19 protein-coding genes and 3 tRNA genes are annotated in these 19903 nt (G+C 66.5%); 7 read left to right on the top strand and 15 right to left on the bottom strand.

Annotation, left to right across the window (positions count from 1 at the left end):
- The first annotated feature begins 44 nt into the window (after nucleotides 1-44).
- Nucleotides 45-608, top strand: coding sequence for a DUF3011 domain-containing protein (locus tag ACZK2R_RS15680; RefSeq protein ID WP_049401711.1), 564 nt, complete (start codon nucleotides 45-47; stop codon nucleotides 606-608).
- Nucleotides 609-774: 166 nt separating this feature from the next.
- Nucleotides 775-978 (top strand): hypothetical protein, encoded by a 204-nt coding sequence (locus ACZK2R_RS15675; RefSeq protein WP_005417823.1) that lies wholly within the window; start codon nucleotides 775-777, stop codon nucleotides 976-978.
- 152 nt (nucleotides 979-1130) lie between these two features.
- On the opposite strand, the gene dxs is transcribed toward ACZK2R_RS15675, so the two are convergent.
- From dxs to ACZK2R_RS15635, 8 genes are all read right to left on the bottom strand, one after another.
- A complete protein-coding gene (gene dxs / locus ACZK2R_RS15670) occupies nucleotides 1131-3038 on the bottom strand; it encodes a 1-deoxy-D-xylulose-5-phosphate synthase (RefSeq protein ID WP_125894348.1) in 1908 nt (635 codons plus the stop codon).
- A gap of 105 nt (nucleotides 3039-3143) precedes the next feature.
- Entirely contained in the window at nucleotides 3144-3809 is a 666-nt protein-coding gene (locus ACZK2R_RS15665) for an HNH endonuclease (protein ID WP_125894316.1), read from the bottom strand.
- A gap of 507 nt (nucleotides 3810-4316) precedes the next feature.
- On the bottom strand, nucleotides 4317-6107 hold the full coding sequence (locus ACZK2R_RS15660) for an acyl-CoA dehydrogenase C-terminal domain-containing protein (protein WP_049401710.1): 1791 nt from the start codon (nucleotides 6105-6107) through the stop codon (nucleotides 4317-4319).
- A gap of 65 nt (nucleotides 6108-6172) precedes the next feature.
- The gene (locus tag ACZK2R_RS15655; protein ID WP_032130304.1) at nucleotides 6173-6649 is read right to left on the bottom strand and encodes an LEA/WHy family protein; all 477 of its coding nucleotides are present in this window, start codon (nucleotides 6647-6649) and stop codon (nucleotides 6173-6175) included.
- A gap of 162 nt (nucleotides 6650-6811) precedes the next feature.
- On the bottom strand, nucleotides 6812-7363 hold the full coding sequence (locus ACZK2R_RS15650) for a lipocalin family protein (protein WP_125894312.1): 552 nt from the start codon (nucleotides 7361-7363) through the stop codon (nucleotides 6812-6814).
- A gap of 96 nt (nucleotides 7364-7459) precedes the next feature.
- On the bottom strand, nucleotides 7460-8035 hold the full coding sequence (locus ACZK2R_RS15645; RefSeq protein ID WP_125894310.1) for a hypothetical protein: 576 nt from the start codon (nucleotides 8033-8035) through the stop codon (nucleotides 7460-7462).
- Nucleotides 8036-8135: 100 nt separating this feature from the next.
- Nucleotides 8136-8211, bottom strand: a tRNA-Phe gene (locus ACZK2R_RS15640).
- Between the two features lie 74 nt (nucleotides 8212-8285).
- Nucleotides 8286-8361 (bottom strand) — tRNA-Phe (locus tag ACZK2R_RS15635).
- Nucleotides 8362-8695: 334 nt separating this feature from the next.
- On the opposite strand from ACZK2R_RS15635, the gene ACZK2R_RS15630 reads away from it, so the two are divergent.
- Nucleotides 8696-9721 carry an NADP-dependent oxidoreductase gene (locus ACZK2R_RS15630; RefSeq protein ID WP_125894308.1) on the top strand — a complete coding sequence of 342 codons (1026 nt, stop codon included), beginning with the start codon at nucleotides 8696-8698 and terminating at the stop codon, nucleotides 9719-9721.
- A 109-nt stretch (nucleotides 9722-9830) separates the two neighbouring features.
- Here the strand turns inward: ACZK2R_RS15630 and ACZK2R_RS15625 are convergent, their stop codons facing one another.
- Nucleotides 9831-10673: a bifunctional transcriptional activator/DNA repair enzyme AdaA gene (locus ACZK2R_RS15625; RefSeq protein ID WP_125894306.1), complete on the bottom strand. Its 843-nt coding sequence runs from the start codon at nucleotides 10671-10673 to the stop codon at nucleotides 9831-9833.
- Nucleotides 10674-10805: 132 nt separating this feature from the next.
- Here ACZK2R_RS15625 and ACZK2R_RS15620 point away from each other — a divergent pair, with 132 nt between their 5' ends.
- Nucleotides 10806-11567, top strand: a complete 762-nt coding sequence (locus ACZK2R_RS15620; RefSeq protein WP_121504549.1) for an SDR family oxidoreductase — start codon at nucleotides 10806-10808, stop codon at nucleotides 11565-11567.
- A gap of 6 nt (nucleotides 11568-11573) precedes the next feature.
- Here the strand turns inward: ACZK2R_RS15620 and ACZK2R_RS15615 are convergent, their stop codons facing one another.
- Entirely contained in the window at nucleotides 11574-12059 is a 486-nt protein-coding gene (locus ACZK2R_RS15615) for a hypothetical protein (protein ID WP_180836680.1), read from the bottom strand.
- A gap of 161 nt (nucleotides 12060-12220) precedes the next feature.
- On the opposite strand from ACZK2R_RS15615, the gene ACZK2R_RS15610 reads away from it, so the two are divergent.
- Nucleotides 12221-12391 carry a hypothetical protein gene (locus ACZK2R_RS15610; protein ID WP_165929940.1) on the top strand — a complete coding sequence of 57 codons (171 nt, stop codon included), beginning with the start codon at nucleotides 12221-12223 and terminating at the stop codon, nucleotides 12389-12391.
- A gap of 62 nt (nucleotides 12392-12453) precedes the next feature.
- On the opposite strand, the gene ACZK2R_RS15605 is transcribed toward ACZK2R_RS15610, so the two are convergent.
- The 4 genes from ACZK2R_RS15605 to ACZK2R_RS15590 all read right to left on the bottom strand — a co-directional run bounded on the left by ACZK2R_RS15605 (nucleotide 12454) and on the right by ACZK2R_RS15590 (nucleotide 15510).
- Nucleotides 12454-12529, bottom strand: a tRNA-Ala gene (locus tag ACZK2R_RS15605).
- 94 nt (nucleotides 12530-12623) lie between these two features.
- Nucleotides 12624-13550 (bottom strand): alpha/beta hydrolase, encoded by a 927-nt coding sequence (locus ACZK2R_RS15600; RefSeq protein ID WP_180836671.1) that lies wholly within the window; start codon nucleotides 13548-13550, stop codon nucleotides 12624-12626.
- Entirely contained in the window at nucleotides 13540-14433 is an 894-nt protein-coding gene (locus ACZK2R_RS15595; protein ID WP_125894298.1) for an alpha/beta fold hydrolase, read from the bottom strand. The genes ACZK2R_RS15600 and ACZK2R_RS15595 overlap by 11 nt, the downstream gene beginning before the upstream one ends.
- Nucleotides 14434-14454: 21 nt before the next feature.
- On the bottom strand, nucleotides 14455-15510 hold the full coding sequence (locus ACZK2R_RS15590) for a sugar phosphate isomerase/epimerase family protein (RefSeq protein WP_125894296.1): 1056 nt from the start codon (nucleotides 15508-15510) through the stop codon (nucleotides 14455-14457).
- Nucleotides 15511-15611: 101 nt separating this feature from the next.
- Here ACZK2R_RS15590 and ACZK2R_RS15585 point away from each other — a divergent pair, with 101 nt between their 5' ends.
- Together ACZK2R_RS15585 and ACZK2R_RS15580 are read left to right on the top strand one after the other, a co-directional pair.
- Nucleotides 15612-16193 carry a TetR/AcrR family transcriptional regulator gene (locus tag ACZK2R_RS15585; RefSeq protein WP_049461862.1) on the top strand — a complete coding sequence of 194 codons (582 nt, stop codon included), beginning with the start codon at nucleotides 15612-15614 and terminating at the stop codon, nucleotides 16191-16193.
- Nucleotides 16194-16373: 180 nt separating this feature from the next.
- Nucleotides 16374-18704, top strand: coding sequence for a TonB-dependent receptor (locus ACZK2R_RS15580; RefSeq protein WP_032130294.1), 2331 nt, complete (start codon nucleotides 16374-16376; stop codon nucleotides 18702-18704).
- A gap of 74 nt (nucleotides 18705-18778) precedes the next feature.
- Here the strand turns inward: ACZK2R_RS15580 and ACZK2R_RS15575 are convergent, their stop codons facing one another.
- Nucleotides 18779-19852, bottom strand: coding sequence for a hypothetical protein (locus tag ACZK2R_RS15575; RefSeq protein ID WP_032130293.1), 1074 nt, complete (start codon nucleotides 19850-19852; stop codon nucleotides 18779-18781).
- Nucleotides 19853-19903: the final 51 nt, after the last annotated feature.

Below are 19903 nucleotides of genomic sequence, written 5' to 3'. Positions count from 1 at the left end.
CGAATCCCGGATGCTTGCGCCATCGTATTCATCCGGAGATTCCGATGGGCAAGGCACTCACCTGGCGAACCCTGGCCTGCACGCTGCTGCCGATGCTGGCGGCCGCGGGCGGCGCGCAGGCGCAGAGCTATGGCTACGGTTATGACGACGATCGCTATGGCGGTCGTGATGGCGGCGGCATCGTCCGCTGCGAATCGATCAAGAACCGCAGCAATGAATGCCGCCTGGAAGGCCGTGCCCGGATGATCCGCCAGTTGTCCGGTTCGCCGTGCGTGGAAGGCGAGACCTGGGGGCAATCGCGCTACGGTGTGTGGGTCACCCAGGGCTGCCGTGCCGAGTTCGTTGGCGAGTACCGCCGTGGCGGTGGCTGGGGTGGTGGCCATGGCAACGGCTGGGGCAACGGTGGCAATGGCTGGGGCGGGGGTGAGGTGATCACCTGCCATTCCAACGGCCACCGCCAGGAGTACTGTGATGCCCGCATCCGTCGTGGTGTGCGCCTGGTGCGTCAGGATTCACGCAGCGCCTGCATCGAGGGCCAGACCTGGGGCTGGAACCGTCGTGGCATCTGGGTCAGCGACGGCTGCCGGGCGCAGTTCCAGGTGAATTGAGCTCGCCCATCGAAAATCAGAATAATCTGATACAGCTCACATTTTGAACGTCGTATCTTCTGTGATCAGGGCACCCTGCGTGCCCCTGATCCGTCGCGATGAAGTCTGCCGTAACCGGCACGCCCGTCCCGCCACCGTCGATACGCTGCCTCAAGGAGTGAGCTGCATGTTGATCCGCCTGCAATGCGAGCAACGCCAATGGCGCGTGCTGCACCCGGACCGGCCGGAACCGATCGAGTTCCGCGATGGTGCCCGGGCCTACGATTTCGCTGAAACCCTTGCACGCCTCCACTTCGTCGACACCGGGCAGCGCGCTGCGGTGCGGGTGGAGGCCAGCGGTGCGTTCGTGGAAGCGGTCAGCTACGGCTGAGGGTTGGGGTTTCCGGCCAGATCATCGTTCCGGAGCCCGCTAGCCACGCACGGCGTGGATCTACTTTGCATCTGTCTCCACGCATGGCGTGGATCGACCCCTGTTCCGCAGTAGATCCACGCCATGCGTGGATCTACTGGTGGTGACCGGCCTCAGCCTGCCGCGCTGAGCGGCGGGGTCCCGGCAGCCAGCTGCGGCCAGCGCTTGAGCACCGCCGCGCGGATGCCCGCCGCATCGATACCGGCTTCGGCCAGCAGGTCCTCACGGCTTGCGTGGTGCTGGTAACTGTCTGGCAGGCCCAGGTGCAGGATCGGGCGCAATACGCCTTCGGCGTTGAGCAGTTCGCCGACGCCGGAGCCGGCGCCGCCGGCCACCACATTGTCTTCGATTGTGACCAGGCCCTCGTGCTGGGCGGCCACGGCCAGCACCAGCTCGCGGTCCAGCGGCTTGATGAAGCGCATGTTGACCACGCTCAGGCCCAGTTCGCGGCCGACCTGTTCGGCGGCGGCCACGGTGCTGCCAAAGGCGAGCAGCGCGACGCGGCTGCCCTGCAGGCGAAGCTCGCCCTTGCCGATCGGCAGGGGCGACAGGTCGGTACCGGCGGCGACGCCGGTGCCGGTGCCGCGCGGATAGCGCACGGCGGCCGGGCCCGGGTGCTGCAGGCCAGTGCTGAGCATCTGCCGGCACTCGGCTTCATTGGACGGAGCCATCACCACCAGGTTCGGCACGCAGCGCAGGAAGCTCAGGTCGAGGTTGCCGGCATGGGTGGCGCCGTCCGGACCGACCACGCCGGCGCGGTCGATCGCGAACAGCACGTCCAGGTCCTGGATGGCCACGTCATGCACCAGCTGGTCGTACGCACGCTGCAGGAAGGTCGAGTAGATCGCCACCACCGGCTTGCCACCCTGGGTGGCCATGCCGGCGGCGAGGGTGACCGCGTGCTGCTCGGCAATTGCCACGTCGAAATAGCGTTGCGGGTATTCCTTGCTGAAACGCACCAGGCCGGAGCCTTCGCGCATCGCCGGGGTGATGCCGTACAGGCGTGGCTCGGCAGCGGCGGCATCGCACAGCCAGTCGCTGAACACATCGGTGTAGGTCGGCTTCTTGGCACCGGCCTTGGCCACCAAGCCCTTGTCCGGATCGAACGGGCCGACGGCGTGGTAACCGATCTGGTCGCCTTCGGCCGGCTCGTAGCCCTTGCCCTTGGTGGTCATCACGTGCAGCAGCTTCGGGCCCTTGGAGGCGCGCAACGTCTTCAGCGTGGACAGCAAGGCGGGCATGTCGTGGCCGTCGATCGGGCCGGTGTAGTGGAAGCCCATTTCCTCGAACATCGTGGACGGCACGAACATGCCCTTCCAGTGTTCTTCCCAGCGCTTCACGAAGCGCGCCGGGTTGTTCTTCTTGTCGCCGAGGATCTTCTTGCCGCCTTCGCGCAGCGCATTGAGCGTGCGGCTGCCGGTGGCGCGGCCGAGCATCTTGGTCAGACCGCCGACCGCCTCGGAGATCGACATGTTGTTGTCGTTGAGGATCACCAGCAGGTTCGGCTCGGGCTCCATGCCACCGGCGTGCATCAGCGCCTCGAACGCCATGCCGGCGGTCATCGCGCCGTCACCGATCACCGCCACGACCTTGCGGTCGTCGCCTTCGGACTGGCGGGCGATGGCCATGCCGAGCGCGGCCGAGATCGAGGTCGAAGAGTGGCCAACGCCGAAGGTGTCGTATTCGCTTTCCTCGCGCTTCGGGAACGGCGCGACGCCGTCCTTCTGCTTGACGGTATGGATCTCGTCGCGGCGACCGGTCAGGATCTTGTGCGGATAGGTCTGGTGACCGACGTCCCAGACCAGCTGATCGACCGGGGTCTGGTACAGGTAGTGCAGGGCCACGGTGAGTTCGATCACGCCCAGGCCGGCGGCGAAGTGGCCGCCGCTCTTGCCCACCGATTCGATCAGGTAGGCGCGCAGTTCATCGGCGACCGCCGTCAATTCGGATTCGTCGAACGTGCGCAGGTCATCCGGTGTCTGGATGCGCGCGAGGCGGGGATAGCGGGCAGAGTCGATCATCATGTTCGCACTTGTTCTGAACGCCCATTTTCGCCCTCAAACGGGGGTGGGGCAAGCAAACGCCGCCGCCCGTGACAGGACGGTGAGGGTTGCATTTTCAGCGATTCAGGTGCTCAGTTTTGACCGCTTGGGCAATTGCGCCTTCAGGAAGGCCATCTGGTCGGCCAGGATGTTGCGGTTGGACAGGATCAGATGCTCGATCCAGCTGGGCCGGTAAGGCACCGCCAGCAACGGCATTCCGGCCTGCTGGGGGGTGCGGTCGCTCTTGCGCGAGTTGCAGTGGAAGCAGGCGGTGACCACGTTTTCCCAGCAGTCCAGGCCACCCTTGGACAGCGGCATGACGTGGTCGCGGGTGAGCGTGGGGCGGTTGAACTGCTGGCCGCAGTACATGCACAGGTGTGCGTCGCGGGCGAACAGGGCCGGGTTGGTCAGGTTCGGCGTGGGGTCGATCGCGCGGGAGCGGGCGTGGCCGCGGGCGGCGATGATCGGGTGCAGGTCCATGCCGCTCTGCAGTCCGCTGAAGCGGTTGGTACCGCCGTGGATGTGCAGGCAGGGATCGCCGAGTGTCCAGGCCACGGCTTCGCGGGCGTAGAGGCACGCCGCATCCTGCCAGGTGATCCAGTCCAGTACGCGTCCGTGGGCATCAAGCGAGAGCAGCCGGACCGAACCGGGGCGATGCAGCGTCGTGGCGTTGGGCGATGCTTCGGCGCCCGGAGCAGAAATCGGGGCTCCGGCTTCGATCAGACCCAAGCGTGTAGTGTCTGTCTCCATCGGGAGAACAGCTTATACCTGAATCATTGCGATTTGGGTATCGCCCCGAGGGCGATGCCCAAATCGCAAGATTCAGGTCCACGCATTCCTCCTATCCCCCGCACCTGTCGGTGCGCCCCCTTTAGCAACCCAGCCCGCCGTTGGCGCGCTGGGTTGCCCGCGCATTCTTCCTAATCCCCGCGCCTGTCGGCGCGCCCCCTTTAACAAAAGGGGGCTTTTCTCCAGATGGATTTCGGTGGTTTCCATCCACGCATGGCGTGGATCTACGGTGTCGACCAAGGTCGACACCTACCAGCAGCAGAAATCTGTCGAGGGCGGGGTGGGTCCGGTTGCGGGGGCGTGAGCCGCATGGATGCGGCGACCGAGCTTACATGGACGTACTTGCAGCGTCCCCCGCAATTGGACCCACCTCGCCACCCCGCAGGAAGCCAGCTCTTGCCGTTGATGTTGCTGTTGCGGGTGCCGGCCAGCGGCCGGCACTACCGCGGGTGCCGGGCGCAGCCCGGCTCAGGCGCCGAAGCGCTCGTCGTCCATCGCCATCAGCGGGGCGGCGCCGGCCTGGATCGCGGCGGCGTGGGCGAGGGTGCGCGGCAGTACGCGGGCGAAGTAGAACCGTGCGGTCTCGCGCTTGCCCTGAGCGAAAGCGGCGCCGTGCGCGCTGGCATCGGCGGCGGCCACGCTGCGGGCCCACCAGTAAGCCAGCACCACGTAACCCGAATAGAACAGGTAGTCGTAGCTGGCCGCGCCGAGTTCGTCCGGATTGGAAGCCGAACGCTGCAGCACATCCATGGTCAGCTTGCCCCATTCGGCGGCCTTGGCGCGCAGCGGGCCGATGAACTCGGCCAGCGCTTCGTTGCCCTCGTTGGCCTTGGCGAAGGCTTCGATCTCGGCCAGCATCAGCTTCAGGCCGGCGCCCTGGCTGGACGCGGTCTTGCGGCCGATCAGGTCCAGCGCCTGGATGCCGGTGGTGCCTTCATACAGCGTGGTGATGCGTGCATCGCGGGCCAGCTGCTCCATGCCGTGTTCGCGGATGTAGCCGTGGCCACCGAAGCACTGCAGGGCGTTGTAGGTGTTCTCGATGCCCCATTCGGTCTGGCAGGCCTTGGAGATCGGGGTCAGGAAGCTCACCAGGGTGTCGGCGCGCTCGCGCTCGGCGGCATCCTCGGCGTGGTGGGCGACGTCGATCAGGGTGGCGGCGTGCAGGGCCAGCAGGCGGCTGCCCTCGACCAGTGACTTCACCGTCAGCAGCATGCGGCGCACATCCGGATGGACCAGGATCGGGTCGGCCGGCTTGTCCGGGAACTTGGCGCCGCTCAGGGCGCGCGACTGCAGGCGCTCACGGCTGTACTTCAGTGCGTTCTGGTAGGCGCGCTCGGACAGGCCGATGCCCTGCAGGCCGACGCCCAGGCGCGCGGTGTTCATCATGGTGAACATGGCCTGCAGGCCCTTGTGCGGCTGGCCGACCAGGTAGCCCTGCGCACCATCGAAGTTCATCACGCAGGTGACCGACCCCTTGATGCCCATCTTGTGCTCGATCGAGCCGCAGCGCAGTGCGTTGCGCTCGCCGACGTTGCCTTCGCGGTCGACCTTGAACTTCGGGGTGACGAACAGCGAGATGCCCTTGGCACCCGGAGGGGCGTCGGGCAGCTTGGCCAGCACCAGGTGCACGATGTTGCCGGTCAGGTCGTGCTCGCCGGCAGTGATGAAGATCTTGGTGCCGGTGATCGAGTAGCTGCCATCGGCATTCGGCTCGGCCTTGGTCTTGAGCAGGCCCAGGTCGGTGCCGCAGTGCGGCTCGGTCAGGCACATGGTGCCGGTCCAACGGCCCTCGATCAGCGGCTTCAGGAAGGCCTCGTGCTGCCAGGCCTCGCCGTGCTGCTTCAGCGCTTCGATGGCGCCGTGCGAGAGCAGCGGGAAGTTGCCCCAGGCCAGGTTGGCGGCGTTGATCATCTCGTTGAGCGGCACGCCCAGGGTGTGCGGCAGGCCCTGGCCGCCCAGCTCCGGCGAGGCGGTCAGGCCGGTCCAGCCGCCATCGACGAACTGGTCGTAGGCCTGCTTGAAGCCGGGCGGGGTGGTCACTTCACCGGTGGCCTGGTCGAGCACGCAGCCGATCTCGTCGCCGACGCTGTTGAGCGGGGCCAGCACGGTGGCGCTGAAGCGGCCGGCTTCTTCCAGCACGGCATCGACCACGTCGGCGGTGGCGTCGGTGAAGCCCAGGCGGGCGAACAGGGGTTCGACCTTGAGCACATCGTGCAGGGCGAAACGGAGGTCGGAAAGCGGGGCGGTGTAGCTGCTCATCGGTACGTCTCGATTTGATCAGGGACAGGGGGAGCGGCGCCGGGCGCCGCGGCGGAAAGCGGGAGTCAGCGCAGCACGCCCGGCAGGCCCGGGGCCTGGTTGAGGGTGCTGCGGCTGCTGATGTCGAAGCTGCGCTGCTTCTTTTCCTGCGGCGTGGCTGCCACCGTTCCCTTCAGGCCATAGGCCAGGGTGCGGTTGCTGGCCAGCGCATCGGCCACTACCAGGCGTGCGGCCGAGCTGGGCACCAGATTGACCTGGATGACGTCGGCCGAGGTGCCGCCGATGGAAATGCCCGGCTTGGCCTGCAGGGTGCCGGCGTCGCTGTCGCCGACGGTCAGCGCCAGCGCGACGTCATCGAAGGTCATGGGCATGGAGCTGTAGTTCTGCAGGCGCAGGGCTACGGTCCAGTTGCCGTCGGCGCGCACGGTCAGCTGCTGCAGGCTGGCCGCCGGTTCCGAAACACGCTTGACGATGCCGTTGTTGCAGGCAACAAGGGCGAGGGTGCACAGGACGATCAAGGCGATACGGAAGCGGTGGAGCATGGGCGCAGGTCCTCTGGAGGGGTGCGTTGGATAAGCATACTACGGCGTATGGTCGTTTGGATCGCCTGTGGCGACCCGTCGCAGAGGGTAGCGCGTGAAGATGGCGGCCGGGCGTGCGCGGCGCCGGATGGCACGCGCGTGGTGCGCCGGATGCGGCGCGGTTCAGTCGGCGGGCGTATCGCGAATCGGAGCCATCAGGCGCAGTGGGCCGAGGTCGTAGCCCATCGTCTCGGCTTTCTCTTTCAACTGTTCGAACCGGGCGCGATCCATTTCCGGCAGGCGCGAGAGGATCCACAGGTACTTACGGTCCGGTTCACCGACCAACGCCCACTGATAGTCCGGGTCCAGTGCCAGGACCCAGTAGTCCGCCCAGACCAGTGGCACCCAGCTCAGCCAGTCCGGCACGAAGCGCACCTGCAACTGGCCGGGATGGCCGGCAACCGGGCGTGCCACGCCTTCAGCAACCACGCGTTCTCCGTCGCCGTTGCGGCAGGCATTGGTGACACTGATGCGGCCATCGCGGCGCAGCCCGTAGTTGGCGGTGATCTCGCCGACGCACTGCTTCTGGAACGACACCGGAAGATGCGCGATCTCGTGCCACTGGCCTGCGTAGCGGTCGATGTCCAGCGTGTCGACTGCGCGCACCGGTTCGGCGGCGATCACCGGGGAGGCGGCCAGCAGCAGGCAGGCGAGCAGGGCGGGACGCAGAGGCATCGGCAGGCTCCAGGCAGGAGTCCTGAGCTTAGGCGAGCGGCCACGGGCGCGTGTAAAGGTTCCATGCGCCGGCACCATTGCCGTCGTCAGTTGCGGCTACTGCTCGAACGGACGTTGACTGCGCTCGTCGCCGTCAAAGGTAAGTGTCCGCGTATGCAACGTGCCGCTGCCCATATCCCATTTGAAGGTGTCCAGCCCTCCGCCGCCAGTTCCCTTGGAATGCAGGCGTACTGCGCCGCGGGTCAGATTGTCGGTCAGCAGCAGTTGCGCGGAGCCGTCGGCGTCCACACGGAGTCCGGCCCGGTCCCGCCACCGGTCCTCGCCCTGTCCCTTCGGGGCGTCCAGAGCAAGAGCGACGCTGTTGTCCTCGAACGTGCTCAGGCCGCCTCGCTCGGCGCCGGAAGCGTCGAAAATCAGGATGCCGGCAGCGCGGCTTCGTCGCCCTTCTTCTAGGCTGTCCTGGCCAATCTCCACCCGTACCACGCCGTGCTCGTCGAGCACCTGCAGCTGCCGCGTGCTCAAATGATCGACGTGTAATGGGGCATCGCGCTGCGAAAGCAGCCAGGCCGTGACTGCGGCCAAGCCAAGCAACAATACGGACAGCCCGGCAACCAGCCATTGCAGGCGACGCAGCGATTGCCGTAGTCGGGACAGGGAAGGGGTGTCATCCATGTCATCAGTGCTCCATGCAGTGAACCAAGGACGGTACTACAGAGACGGCAGGCACGGTCGCGCAAAAAAAAAGACCTGCATTTCTGCAGGTCTCTGAAGATGGTGGCCGAAGACGGAATCGAACCGCCGACACGGGGATTTTCAATCCCCTGCTCTACCAACTGAGCTACTCGGCCAAATTGTGTGGCAACCGTGATCAAGCCCGGTTTCCGGAAAAAAAAAGACCCGCATTTCTGCAGGCCTTCGAAAGTGGTGGCCGAAGACGGAATCGAACCGCCGACACGGGGATTTTCAATCCCCTGCTCTACCAACTGAGCTACTCGGCCACATGTTTCGTTGCAGCGAGGTCGCTGCCAAGGACGCGTATATTACGGAGGTCGGCTGCCTTCGGCAAGCGTTTTGCCAAGATTTCTTCACATTGCCGTCTGCGCGCTCGCAAGTGCTTGATCCTCCGTCCTGGGGCGGGGCGTGGCCAGTCGATCATCGTCTGCGGTGGAAATCAGCAGATCGCCGCGATCGCCAAAGCTGCAAGGGCAAGGGCTGCGCCGGACCCGCGCCGGTCCGGGTGATGGAACGCTGTTTTCGTGGCCGCCATCGGGGATGGCTGCGGCGTAGTGTCGGCACTCCTTTCCTGATGCTGGCAACAGCAGAGACCTGGCCATGTCCGATCCCTCGACCACCTCCCGCATCGTGCTTGCGTCGCGTCCGCAGGGGGCGCCAAGTGCAGCCAACTTCCGCCTGGAACAGGTTGCGTTGCCGTCATTGGCCGATGGCGAGGTGCTGCTGCGCAACCGCTACCTGTCGCTGGACCCGTACATGCGTGGGCGCATGGACGAGGGCCCCTCGTATGCCGCGCCGGTGGCGGTGGGCGCGGTGATGGAAGGGCAGACCGTGGCCGAGGTGCTGCAGTCCAACGCCGAGGGCGTAGCCGCAGGTGAGCTGGTGCTGGCGCCGGGTGGCTGGCAGACCCACGCGGTGCTGCCGGCCAGGGCACTGGGGCGCCGCCTGGACCCGGCCGGACTGCCGCTGAGTACCGCGCTGGGCGTGTATGGCATGCCCGGTTTCACCGCCTATTCCAGCCTGCATGAAATCGCCCGTTTGAAGCCGGGCGAGACGCTGGTGGTGGCCGCCGCGACCGGGCCGGTGGGCGCGACCGTGGCCCAGCTGGCGAAGCTGCAGGGCGCGCGCGTGGTCGCCATCGCCGGTGGCGAAGCCAAGCGTGCCTATCTGCAGACGCTGGGCGTGGACGTGGCGCTGGATCATCGCGCCGCTGATTTCGCCGCGACGCTGCGCGCGGCAGTGCCCAGGGGTATCGACGTGTATTTCGAGAACGTGGGCGGACACGTGCTGGATGCAGTGCTGCCGCTGCTCAACGACTTCGCCCGCATTCCGGTGTGCGGCACCATCGCCACCTACAACGAGCGGGGCGTCGAGCAGCCCGGCCCGGACCGGTTGCCCGCACTGTTCAGCCAGATCCTGCGCCAGCGCCTGACCGTGCGCGGTTTCATCGTGCACGACTTCAACCACCTGTGGCCGGAGTTCGAACGCGAGATGCCGCAGTGGCTGCGCGACGGCCGCATCCAGTACCGCGAGGATGTGGTGGAAGGGCTGGAGAATGCACCGGAGGCGTTCTTCGGGCTGTTGCAGGGGCGCAACTTCGGCAAGCTGGTGGTGAAGCTGGATTGAGGCCTTGGCGGTGTGCCGACCAAGGTAGGCACCTACGGGAAGCTGGGTGTGCCGACCAAGGTCGGCACCTACGGGAAGCTGGGTGTGCCGACCAAGGTCGGCACCCACGTCAGGCAGTCGAGGCCTTTTCCCGGCGCAGCAGTTCGCGCTTGCGCGCTACGCCCCAGGCATAGCCGGACAGGTCGCCATCGCGGCGCACCACGCGGTGGCAGGGCACGGCCACCGCCAACGGATTGCTTGCGCATGCGCGTGCGACGGCACGGCTTGAGCGCGGCGCGCCGATACGCGCGGCGATATCCGCATACGAGGCAGTCTGCCCGCGCGGAATCTGCTGCAGTGCCTGCCACACCCGTTGCTGGAACGCGGTGCCACGGATATCCAGCGGCAGCGTGGCGCCTCGCGAAGGATCCTCGACCAGGCCTACGACCTGTGCCACCAGTTGCTCGTAGCCCTGGTCGGCGCCGACCAGTTCGGCTTGGCGGAAGCGTTGCTGCAACGACTGCAGCAGTGTCTCCGGATCGTCGCCGAGCAGGATCGCGACCACGCCGGTCCCGCTGCTGGCCACCAGCACGCTGCCCAGTGAGCTTTCGGCAAGCGCGAAGTGGATGACTTCGCCGCGCCCCCCTGCGCGCCATTGCTTGGGCGTCATGCCCAGCAACTTCGGTGCGTTCTCGTAGAAGCGTCCACTGGAACCGAAGCCAGCATCGTGGAAGGCGTCGGTGATGCGTTCCTGTTGTTCCAGCCCGGTGCGCAGGCGGTCGGCGCGCAGCGCGGCAGCGTACTGCTTGGGGGTCAGCCCGGTGGACTGCTTGAACAGGCGATGCAAGCGCGTCGGGCTGCAGCCAGCGATATCGGCCAGTTCCTGCAGCGAGGGTTCGTCGAGGCTGGTCTGCAGGTGGCGGCAGACCCGTTCGATGCGGTCATCGAGGGCGATGGTGGCGGTACTGTCCATGGCCGGATTCTGGCACGTGCCGGTGCTGCGGAAACTCCGTTTCCTGCACTCACCTGTGAGGCCCGGAAACGGAGTGTTGGCGGGCCGAAGGCACGGCATCGTGGCGGCCACTTCACAACCGGTACCACGACCATGCGCCTGAACAACAAGATCGCTCTCATCACCGGTGCCAGCGCCGGTATCGGCCGCGCCAGCGCGCTGCGCTTCGCCGCCGAAGGAGCAAAGCTGGTGCTCAACGCACGGCGGCCGGAGCCGCTGCAGGCGCTGGCCGAGCAGATTCGCGCTGCCGGTGGCGAAGCCGTGGTGCATGCCGCCGACGCGGCCAACCCGGGCACGGCGCAGGCGCTGGTCGATCTGGCCCAGCAGTCATTCGGCGGCCTGGACATCGCGCTCAACAATGCCGGCATGCTCGGCCCGGGCGTGCCGGCGGCGGAGTTTCCGGTGGATGCCTGGCGCGAGGTGATGGCCACCAATCTCGACGCCGCCTTCCATGCGGCACGCGCGCAGCTGCCGGCACTGCTGGCGCGCGGCGGCGGCTCGCTGGTGTTCGTCGGTACCTTCGTCGGCCACACCGTGGGATTTCCGGGCATGGCGGCCTATGCGTCAAGCAAGGCCGGGCTGATCGGCCTGAGCCAGGTGATCGCTGCCGAATACGGTGCGCGCGGCGTGCGCAGCAACGTACTGCTGCCCGGTGGCACCGATACGGAGATGGGCCGGCAGGCCGCACCGACCGGCGATGCCCGCGACTTCGTGCGCTCGTTGCACGCACTCAAGCGCCTCGCCGAGCCGGAGGAGATCGCCAATGCGGCGCTGTTCCTGGCCAGCGATGAGAGCAGTTTCGTTACGGGTACCGCGATGCGCGTGGAGGGTGGGGTGTCGATCACCCGTACCTGAGCGCGGTCACGTGCGTGGTGAGTAGCGAATGCCGCTGCTGGCCATGAAGCCTTTCGGATCGAAACGGGCCCAGGCTTCGCCCCAGTTGAACCGGGCGCAGCCGCCGGCCAGTTTTCGCCCCAATGCCGTGGCCAAGGTGCGGCGCATGAACGCGACTTCGGCATCGATCGCTGCCTGGGTTGGCCAGCCGTCTTCCAGTGTTGCACCGGGTAGATCGACGCCCATCGTCACCATGTCGAGCTGTTGCCCGTGGAAGCACAGGCTGATGCCAGCGGGCGCACCGCCCAGGCTGAGCCGGTGCAGGCTGAGCCAGTGATAGCCGGTGCCGACATCACGCTCCCCATTTACCAAGGCGGTAAAGGCGATGCGCGCTTCATCCAGTGAGAGCGTGGGGCAGATCAAGGCCGGCAGATTGCCGAGCTGGATGCTGCCGTCGGTCGCATCGAGGCGCATCGGCACGGCGTGTGCTGCGTGCTGGACAGAAGAGGGCATGGCATACCGGTGGGCGTGGTGCGTCGGATTCTGGCTGCACGGGGGCCGCAGCGGCAAGCCAGTGCCTGCACATGACGTTGGCACAGGACTGACCTGTGGCTTACCCGGCAACCTCTAGCGTGATGGGCAACGTTGGCGTTCCGCCGGCGAGGGAGATTTCAATGAACGAGCGAGGCAAGGATCAGGACCCGAAGCAGGGCATCCAGGAAAGCCGCCAGGACAGGAAGCAGGACGACGTGGCCAAGCAGCGGCCGGGGCAGCGCGATCAACAGGTGCGCGATACGCACTCGCGCAGCCCGCAGCGCAAGGACGGCGGCGAGGAGCCGGCCTGAGCCGGGGGGGCTGAAAAGAAAAAACCCGCAGATCACGGAGATCTACGGGTTCTTCTGAATAGTGGTGGAGCCAAGGAGGATCGAACTCCTGACCTCGTCATTGCGAACGACGCGCTCTCCCAGCTGAGCTATGGCCCCACGGCAGGCTTTCAGTGTAGCGCCGCCTGCCGGGCTTGCCAAGCGCCGGACCGGAACGGCGGCAGGCGTGGATCTGCCGCCGTCCCCAGCCGGTTCAGGCCAGCGCCTGGCGCAGCAGATCGCCCGCGCGCTGTACCGCCATGCCGGTGGAAGCGGCCACGTCCTGCAGGTGGATGCAGGCCTGGATCATCCCCGGCAGCCGCTCCAGCGTGCAGTCGACACCCGCAGCCTGCAGGCGGTGCGCGTACTGCTCGGCCTCGTCGCGCAGCGGGTCGTGCTCGCAGCTGAGCACGGAGGCTGGCGCCAGCCCCTGCAGGTCGGTTGCGTGGGCGGGCGAGGCCAGCGCCGACGGTTGGGCCAGATCACCCAGATAGGCCTGCCAGCAGCGCTGCATCAGTTCGGCGCTGAGGTAATAGCCTGTGGCGTAGTCGCGGTAGGAACCGCTGCCCATGCCGGCATCCAGCGCCGGGTACAGCAGCAGTTGGTGGCACGGTTGCGGCAGGCCCCGTTCGCGCAGCAGCAGGCAGCAGGCGGCGGCGAGGTTGCCGCCGGCGCTGTCGCCACCGATTGCCAGCCGCCGTGGGTCCAGGCCGAGGCGCTCGGCGTTGTCCTGCAACCACCGCCAGGCGTCGGCGACGTCATGCAGTGGAACCGGGAACGGGTGCTCCGGCGCCAGCCGGTAACCCACGGCGACAATCACGCAACCGCTGGCATTGGCCAGCGCGCGGCAGGGGCCGTCATAGACCGCCAGCGAGCATTGGAACCAACCGCCGCCGTGGGCGAACAGCAGAGCCGGTACCGGTCCATCGGGAAGCCCTTCCGGCGTGTAGAAACGCAGCTCCAGCGCATGCCCGTCGCGCGCGATTACCGTGTGTTCGATCACATGCGCAACCGGCTGTGGTGCTCCCTGCAACTGTGGCAACGCGCTCTCGCTGATCGCCCGCAGTTCGCGCAGGTCTTCCGGCAGCGCATGGGCGGCGACGGCGTCGACGAACTGCTGCAGCGCCGGTTCAAGCAGCATGGCGTGCCTCCTGCAGGAACGGCAGCAGCTGTGCAAGGAACGCCTGCGGCGCTTCTTCCATGATGAAGTGGCCGCAGCCCGGCACGATGCTGCCGCGCACATCATCGGCATGCGGTTGCAGGGTCAGCATCGGCGCATCGCCGGTGGCGTATTCGGCGCCGATCGCCAGCACCGGCATCGGCAAACGGTGCTGCGCACGCAGCTTGTTCTGGCGGATCGTTTCCGGAATCGCGCGGTACCAGGCGAAGCCCGCCCTCAGGGCGCCGGGGCGGCTGTAGGCGGCAATGTAGGTATCGGCGGCCACCGCATCACGGCGGTACGACCAGCGGTCGAACATGAATTCCAGGTAGGCGCGCTCGCGACCGGTGATGAGCGCCTCGGGCAGGTCGGCCACCTGGTTGAACATGAAGTGCCAGAGGAAGATGTTGTCGGCCGGTGCAGCAAAGATGCCCGGTTCCGGGGCCAGGCCGGGAATCACCGCTTCGGTGACGGCCAGCTGGCGCACCGCCTGCGGCTGGTCGCTGGCCAGTGCATAGGCGATCCACATGCCGATGTCATGGCCGACTACCTGGTAACGGTCATGGCCCAGCGCCTGCATGGTCCGGTGCAGTACGGCGGCGGCGCTGCCGGTGTCGTAGCCGTGGGTCGGGCGATCGGATTCGCCGATGCCCGGCGGATCCACGGCAATCGCTTCGAAGCCGGCTTCGGCCAGGGCGTGCAGCACGTGGCGCCAGGCGTACCAGGTCTGCGGCCAGCCGGGAATCAGCAGCACCGGTTCACCGTGGCCAGCAGACACGCAATGCACGCGCTGGCCATCGACGCGCAGGTAGTGGTGGCGCAGCGAAGCGTCGCCGGCAGCGCCAGCGGAAAGGGAAGTGGTCATTGGGAAGTGCTCCGTTGGGGTTCAGGCGATGCCGAGCATCTGCTGCATCTGTGCGGTGCTGATCGGTGCACCGGCGAAGTCGTCGAAGATCTTGTCGGTGACCGGAATGATGTGGTCGCGGATGAACGCGGCACCTTCGCGCGCGCCGGCTTCCTGGTCCTTCAGGCAGCACTCCCATTCCAGCGTCGCCCAGCCCGCGTAGTCGTACTGGGCCAGCTTGGAGAAGATCGACTTGAAGTCGACCTGGCCGTCGCCCAGCGAGCGGAAGCGGCCGGCGCGCTCGGTCCAGTCGGCATACCCGCCATAGATGCCCTGGCGGCCGCTCGGGCGGAACTCCGCATCCTTGACGTGGAACATGCGGATCAGCGGGTGGTAGATGTCCAGGTACTCCAGGTAGTCCAGCTGCTGCAGCACGAAGTGGCTGGGATCGAACAGGATGCGGCAGCGCGGGTGCTGGTCGACGCGTTCGAAGAAGCGCTCGAAGCTGGTGCCGTCATGCAGGTCTTCGCTGGGATGGATCTCGTAACAGAGGTTGACGCCGTTGTCCTCGCAGGCATCGAGGATCGGCCGCCAGCGTCGTGCCAGTTCGTCGAACGCCGCGTCGATCAGGCCCGGCGGGCGCTGCGGGAACGGGAACAGATACGGCCAGGCGAACGAGCCGGAGAAGGTGCCCATGTCCTGCAGGCCCAGCCGTCGCGAGGCACGGGCGGCCAGGTGCAGCTGCTGCTGCGCCCATTCGCTGCGGGCCTTCGGGTTGCCGCGCAGTGCTTCGGGGGCGAAGCCATCGCAGAGCTCGTCGTAGGCCGGATGCACGGCCACCAGCTGGCCGAGGATGTGGGTGGTCAGTTCGCTGACCTGCAGGCCGTGCTCGGCCAGGGTGCCGCGGAGGTCGTCGCAGTAGTCCTGGCTGTCGGCAGCCGTAGCCAGGTCGAACAGGCGTGCATCCCACGCGGGAATCTGCAGCGCCTTGAAGCCGTGGCCGGCGGCCCACGCGGCAATGCTGGCGAGGCTGTTGAACGGGGCCTGGTCGCCGGCGAACTGCGCCAGGTGCAGGCTGGGGCCCTTGAGGGTCTGCATGTGTTGCTCCAATTGTTTGTCGATCAACAAAGAATAGGCGCGACCCTCGCGGTGGTCAACACCCGCGTTACACTGCGCGCCTCACTGGAGCAGGCAGGCAGATGGCAGGGCGACCGCGCGAATTCGACAGGGACCAGGCGTTGCGCAAGGCGATGCTGCTGTTCTGGCAGCACGGTTATGAGGGCACGTCGATGTCGGCACTGGTCGAGGCACTGGGCATCGCCTCTGCACGCATCTATGCCGCGTTCGGCAGCAAGGAGCAGTTGTTCCGCGAAGCCGTTGCGCTGTATGAGGAAGGCGAGGGCGGCTTCGCGCCGCGCGCGCTGGAGCAGGCCACGCTGCGCGAGGCGATCGGGTCCATGCTGCGTGACGCCGTGTTGACCTACACCCGGCGCGGGCGGCCACACGGTTGCCTGGTGGTGTCCTCGGCCAGCAGCGTGTCGCCCGATGGCGAGGGCGTACGGGACTGGCTGGCCAGCCATCGTCGCCAGCGTACGGCGGCGATCATTGCGCGGCTGCAGCAGGCGCAGGCCGAAGGGCAGCTGGCCGGCGATGTGGCGGTGCAGGCACTGGGCGATCACTTCGCCACGGTGCTGCACGGCATTTCGGTGCAGGCCCGTGACGGCATCAGCCGCGAGCGGCTGCTGGCGATGGTCGATGTGGCGTTGACCCCGCTGCCCTGAGTCAAGCCTTCGGGGCGTGCGGAATGCCCGGTGACTGTGCCGAAACCGCTTGTTTCGCCGGGTTTGGGTGCTGCGCAACGAAATCGTAACAATTTGGGGGATAATGGCGGCTTGCGCAGTTATCCTCCTTTTTGCCGCCCGGCTCGCGCAGGCCGCACGGACGCCTCCTCAGAGCATTTCATGCCCTCCCATTCCGATTCCCGCCGCCTGTCGGGTATGTCGTCTTCCTTTGTTTCCTTCCGCCGCCATCCGCTGGCCCTGGCCTGTGCCGGCCTGGCCCTGGTCGGCAGCTTCGGCGCCGCCGCACAGGACAGCGCGCCGACCCCGACCGGCCTGGACACGATCACCGTGACCGCCGAACACCGTGAGCAGAACCTGCAGGAAGTGCCGGTCTCGGTGGGCGTGGTGCAGGGCGAGCGCATGCGCGACTTCACCGCCGGCGGCGACGACACCCTGCTGGCGCTGTCCGGCCGCGTGCCGAGCCTGTATGCGGAAACCACCACCGGCCGCATCTTCCCGCGCTTCTACATCCGTGGCCTGGGCAACATCGACTTCTACCTCGGTGCCTCGCAGCCGGTGTCGATCATCCAGGACGACGTGGTGCTGGAACACGTGGTGCTGAAGTCCAACCCGGTCTATGACGTGGACCAGGTGGAAGTGCTGCGCGGCCCGCAGGGCTCGCTGTTCGGCCGCAACACCACCGCCGGCATCATCAAGTTCGACACCCTGAAGCCGACCCAGGACTACACCGGCCGTGTCAGCGCCAGCTACGCGTCCTACAACAGCGTGTCGATCGACGGCGGCTTCGGTGGCCCGATCAACGACATCGCCTCGTTCCGTGTGTCGGCCCTGTACCAGCACCGCGACGATTACGTCGACAACACCTACAAGGGCCCGAGCGCCGACGGCACGGTCAGCCCGAAGAAGAACGCCATGGGCGGCTTCGATGACCGCAACGTGCGCGCCCAGCTGCTGCTGACCCCGAGCGACCAGTTCTCGATCCTGGCCTCGGCCCACGCCCGTGATTACGAAGGCACCTCAACCCTGTTCCTGCGCGGTGCGCTGACCAAGGGCTCGAACAAGACCGACGTGCCGCGCGACAAGGTCGCCTACGACGAAGCCGGCAACAACCCGCAGGCGTACAAGACCTATGGCGGTTCGGTGAAGGCGCGTTATGACTTCGGCGCGATCGACTTCACTTCGATCACCGCCTACGAAACCACCTCCGGTTACAGCCGTGGCGACACCGACGGCGGTGCCGCGGTGAACTTCCCGGTCAACGGCGTGCCGAACGGCTACGGCCAGTCGATGGGCCGCATCCGTGACCTGGACCAGTGGACCCAGGAATTCCGCCTGGCCAGCCATGACGACAGCGCCCTGCAGTGGCAGGCCGGTGCGTTCTACTTCAACGGCAGCGACACCACCGACTTCTACCAGCGTGCATGGTTCCTGCAGGGCGCGGCCCGCAACCCGAACAACTGGGTGCGCCTGCGCAACAAGAACACCTCGTGGGCCGGGTTCGGCCAGATCAGCTACGCCTTCACCGACAAGTTCACCGTCACTGCCGGCCTGCGCCAGACCAAGGACGAGAAGCACACCCGCCTGCTGAAGACGGCTGACACTGCCGCTGGCGTGGTCACCTACAAGGGCCGCACCGACGTCAAGATGTCCGACACCACCCCGAGCTGGGATCTGAGCGCGATGTATCAGATCACGCCGGACGTGAGCGTCTACGCCAAGGTCGCACGCGGCTTCCGCGGCCCGACCATCCAGGGCCGTTCGGCGGTGTTCAATGCCGACTTCACCACCGCTGATTCCGAGACCATCCTGTCCTGGGAAGCGGGCGTGAAGAGCAGCCTGTGGGACAACCGCCTGCGCCTGAACGCCACCGCGTTCACCTACACCGTCAACGACATCCAGCTCAACGGCAACGATTCGGACGGCAACGGCGTGCTGTTCAACGCCGACAAGGCCAAGGCCTACGGTTTCGAAGCGGACATGGAGCTGCGTCCGATCCCGAACCTGACCCTGAGCGCCGGCCTGAGCCTGCTGCACAGCGAGATCAAGGACAAGCGCGTGTACGCGCAGGTCTGCGGCCTCAATGGCCAGGTGGTCTGCACCGTCGGCGACCCGACCATCAAGGTCGGTGCCAACACCTTCGCGCAGATCGACGGCAACCCGCTGCCGAACGCGCCGAAGTACAACGTCAACCTGGCGGCCCGCTACGACTTCCCGGTGAGCGACGCCGGCACCATGTTCGTCTCCACCGACTGGAACAAGCAGGGTTACACCAGCTTCGTGCTGTACGACAGCAAGGAGTTCAACTCCAAGGGTGACTTCGAGGGTGGCCTGAAGATCGGCTACTCGGGTAACTACGGTGCCTACGAAGTGGCGCTGTTCGCGCGCAACATCACCAACGAGAAGAACCTCAAGGGTGTGATCGAGAACTACATGGCCGCGGTCTACAACGAGCCGCGCACCGTCGGTGTCTCGCTGAACATGAACTGGTAAGCCCACCCCGTCGTGTAACGGAAACGGCGCTCATCGAGCGCCGTTTTTCGTTGCTGGCCAGGCATCATCCGTGCTCAAGGCGTGGCGCTGACGCCCTTGCCCAGCGCTGCATCGGACGGCGCACTGGGGCCCAGCACCTGCAGCTGCATCGCCTCCATCCGCTCCAGTACCTTGCGCTGCTTGCCGTTGAGGCCGCGCGAGGTGATTGCGATGTGCTTGCGTGCAGCGTCCAACGGCGCGGGTTGGTAGTGCACCCTGAAGCGGCGCAGGGCGCAGCCCGTCAGCTTGTCGACCGGTGCGCAGTCGTTCGCGTTGAAATCGATATCGCCGTCGGCGGCAACAATGAAGGGGCTGAGCAGGATCTGCCCTTCGTGGGCAGTGAAGGCCAGTGGCGCGTGGGCCTTGGCGATGACCGCCTGGATGCGTACGGCAGGGATGTCTTCAGGGACGATCCTGTCATCCCAGTAGCCTTCGGTGGGGCGCGAGGTTTCATAGTTCTGGGTGCCCCATGCCACGCAGTTGCCGGAAGCCACGTGCACCGAGATGCAGACCTGCTGGGAGTGCTGATCGGTCAGGACGCCCGGTGGTACCCAGACCTTCTTCCAGGAATAGAAACGGTAGTCGACGTCGGCAAGGCGGGTGGCGCCGATGTCCTTCGATACTTCGTCCATGGTCCCCAGCGGCTTCAGCTTGGCCACGCGGGTGTTCAGGCGGTAGTTCTCCGCACCGTTCAGCAGATAGGTGCCCGGCGGAATCAGATGCACCTCGAACACGTCCATCAACACCGTCCGCTGCGGGCCGGTTTCCAGTTCGTTGGTGTTGAACAGCTGCACATAGCCCTGGGAGGGAATGTCCTTGTGCTGGAAGGACACCCGCGTCGAGAACCCGGGCAGGTCGGTCGAGCGGTTGCCCAGATGAAAGCCGGGGACCGGAGAGCCGACGCCTGGCCCGCCGTTGTGCACGACATACGGGGCCGGCACCAGCACGGCAACCAGACCATCGCGGGTGGCACCGTCAATGATGTCCACCAGCTTGGCTGTGTTCTCCTTTTCCTGTGCATAGGAAAGCGGTGCGGCCTGCCCAGCGCATGCCAGGACCAACGGGGTTAGCAGCAGTGCGCAGGCGGTCGCGATCTTGAGGGTCTGCATCGACGTCTCCTTGTCAGTACCGGCAAACCCTAGCACGGCCCCTGCAGGCCT

The organism is Stenotrophomonas sp. 96582_Sma (assembly GCF_056480905.1).
The sequence above is the reverse complement of the archived record's forward strand: the minus strand, read 5'-3'. Positions and strand labels throughout refer to the sequence as shown.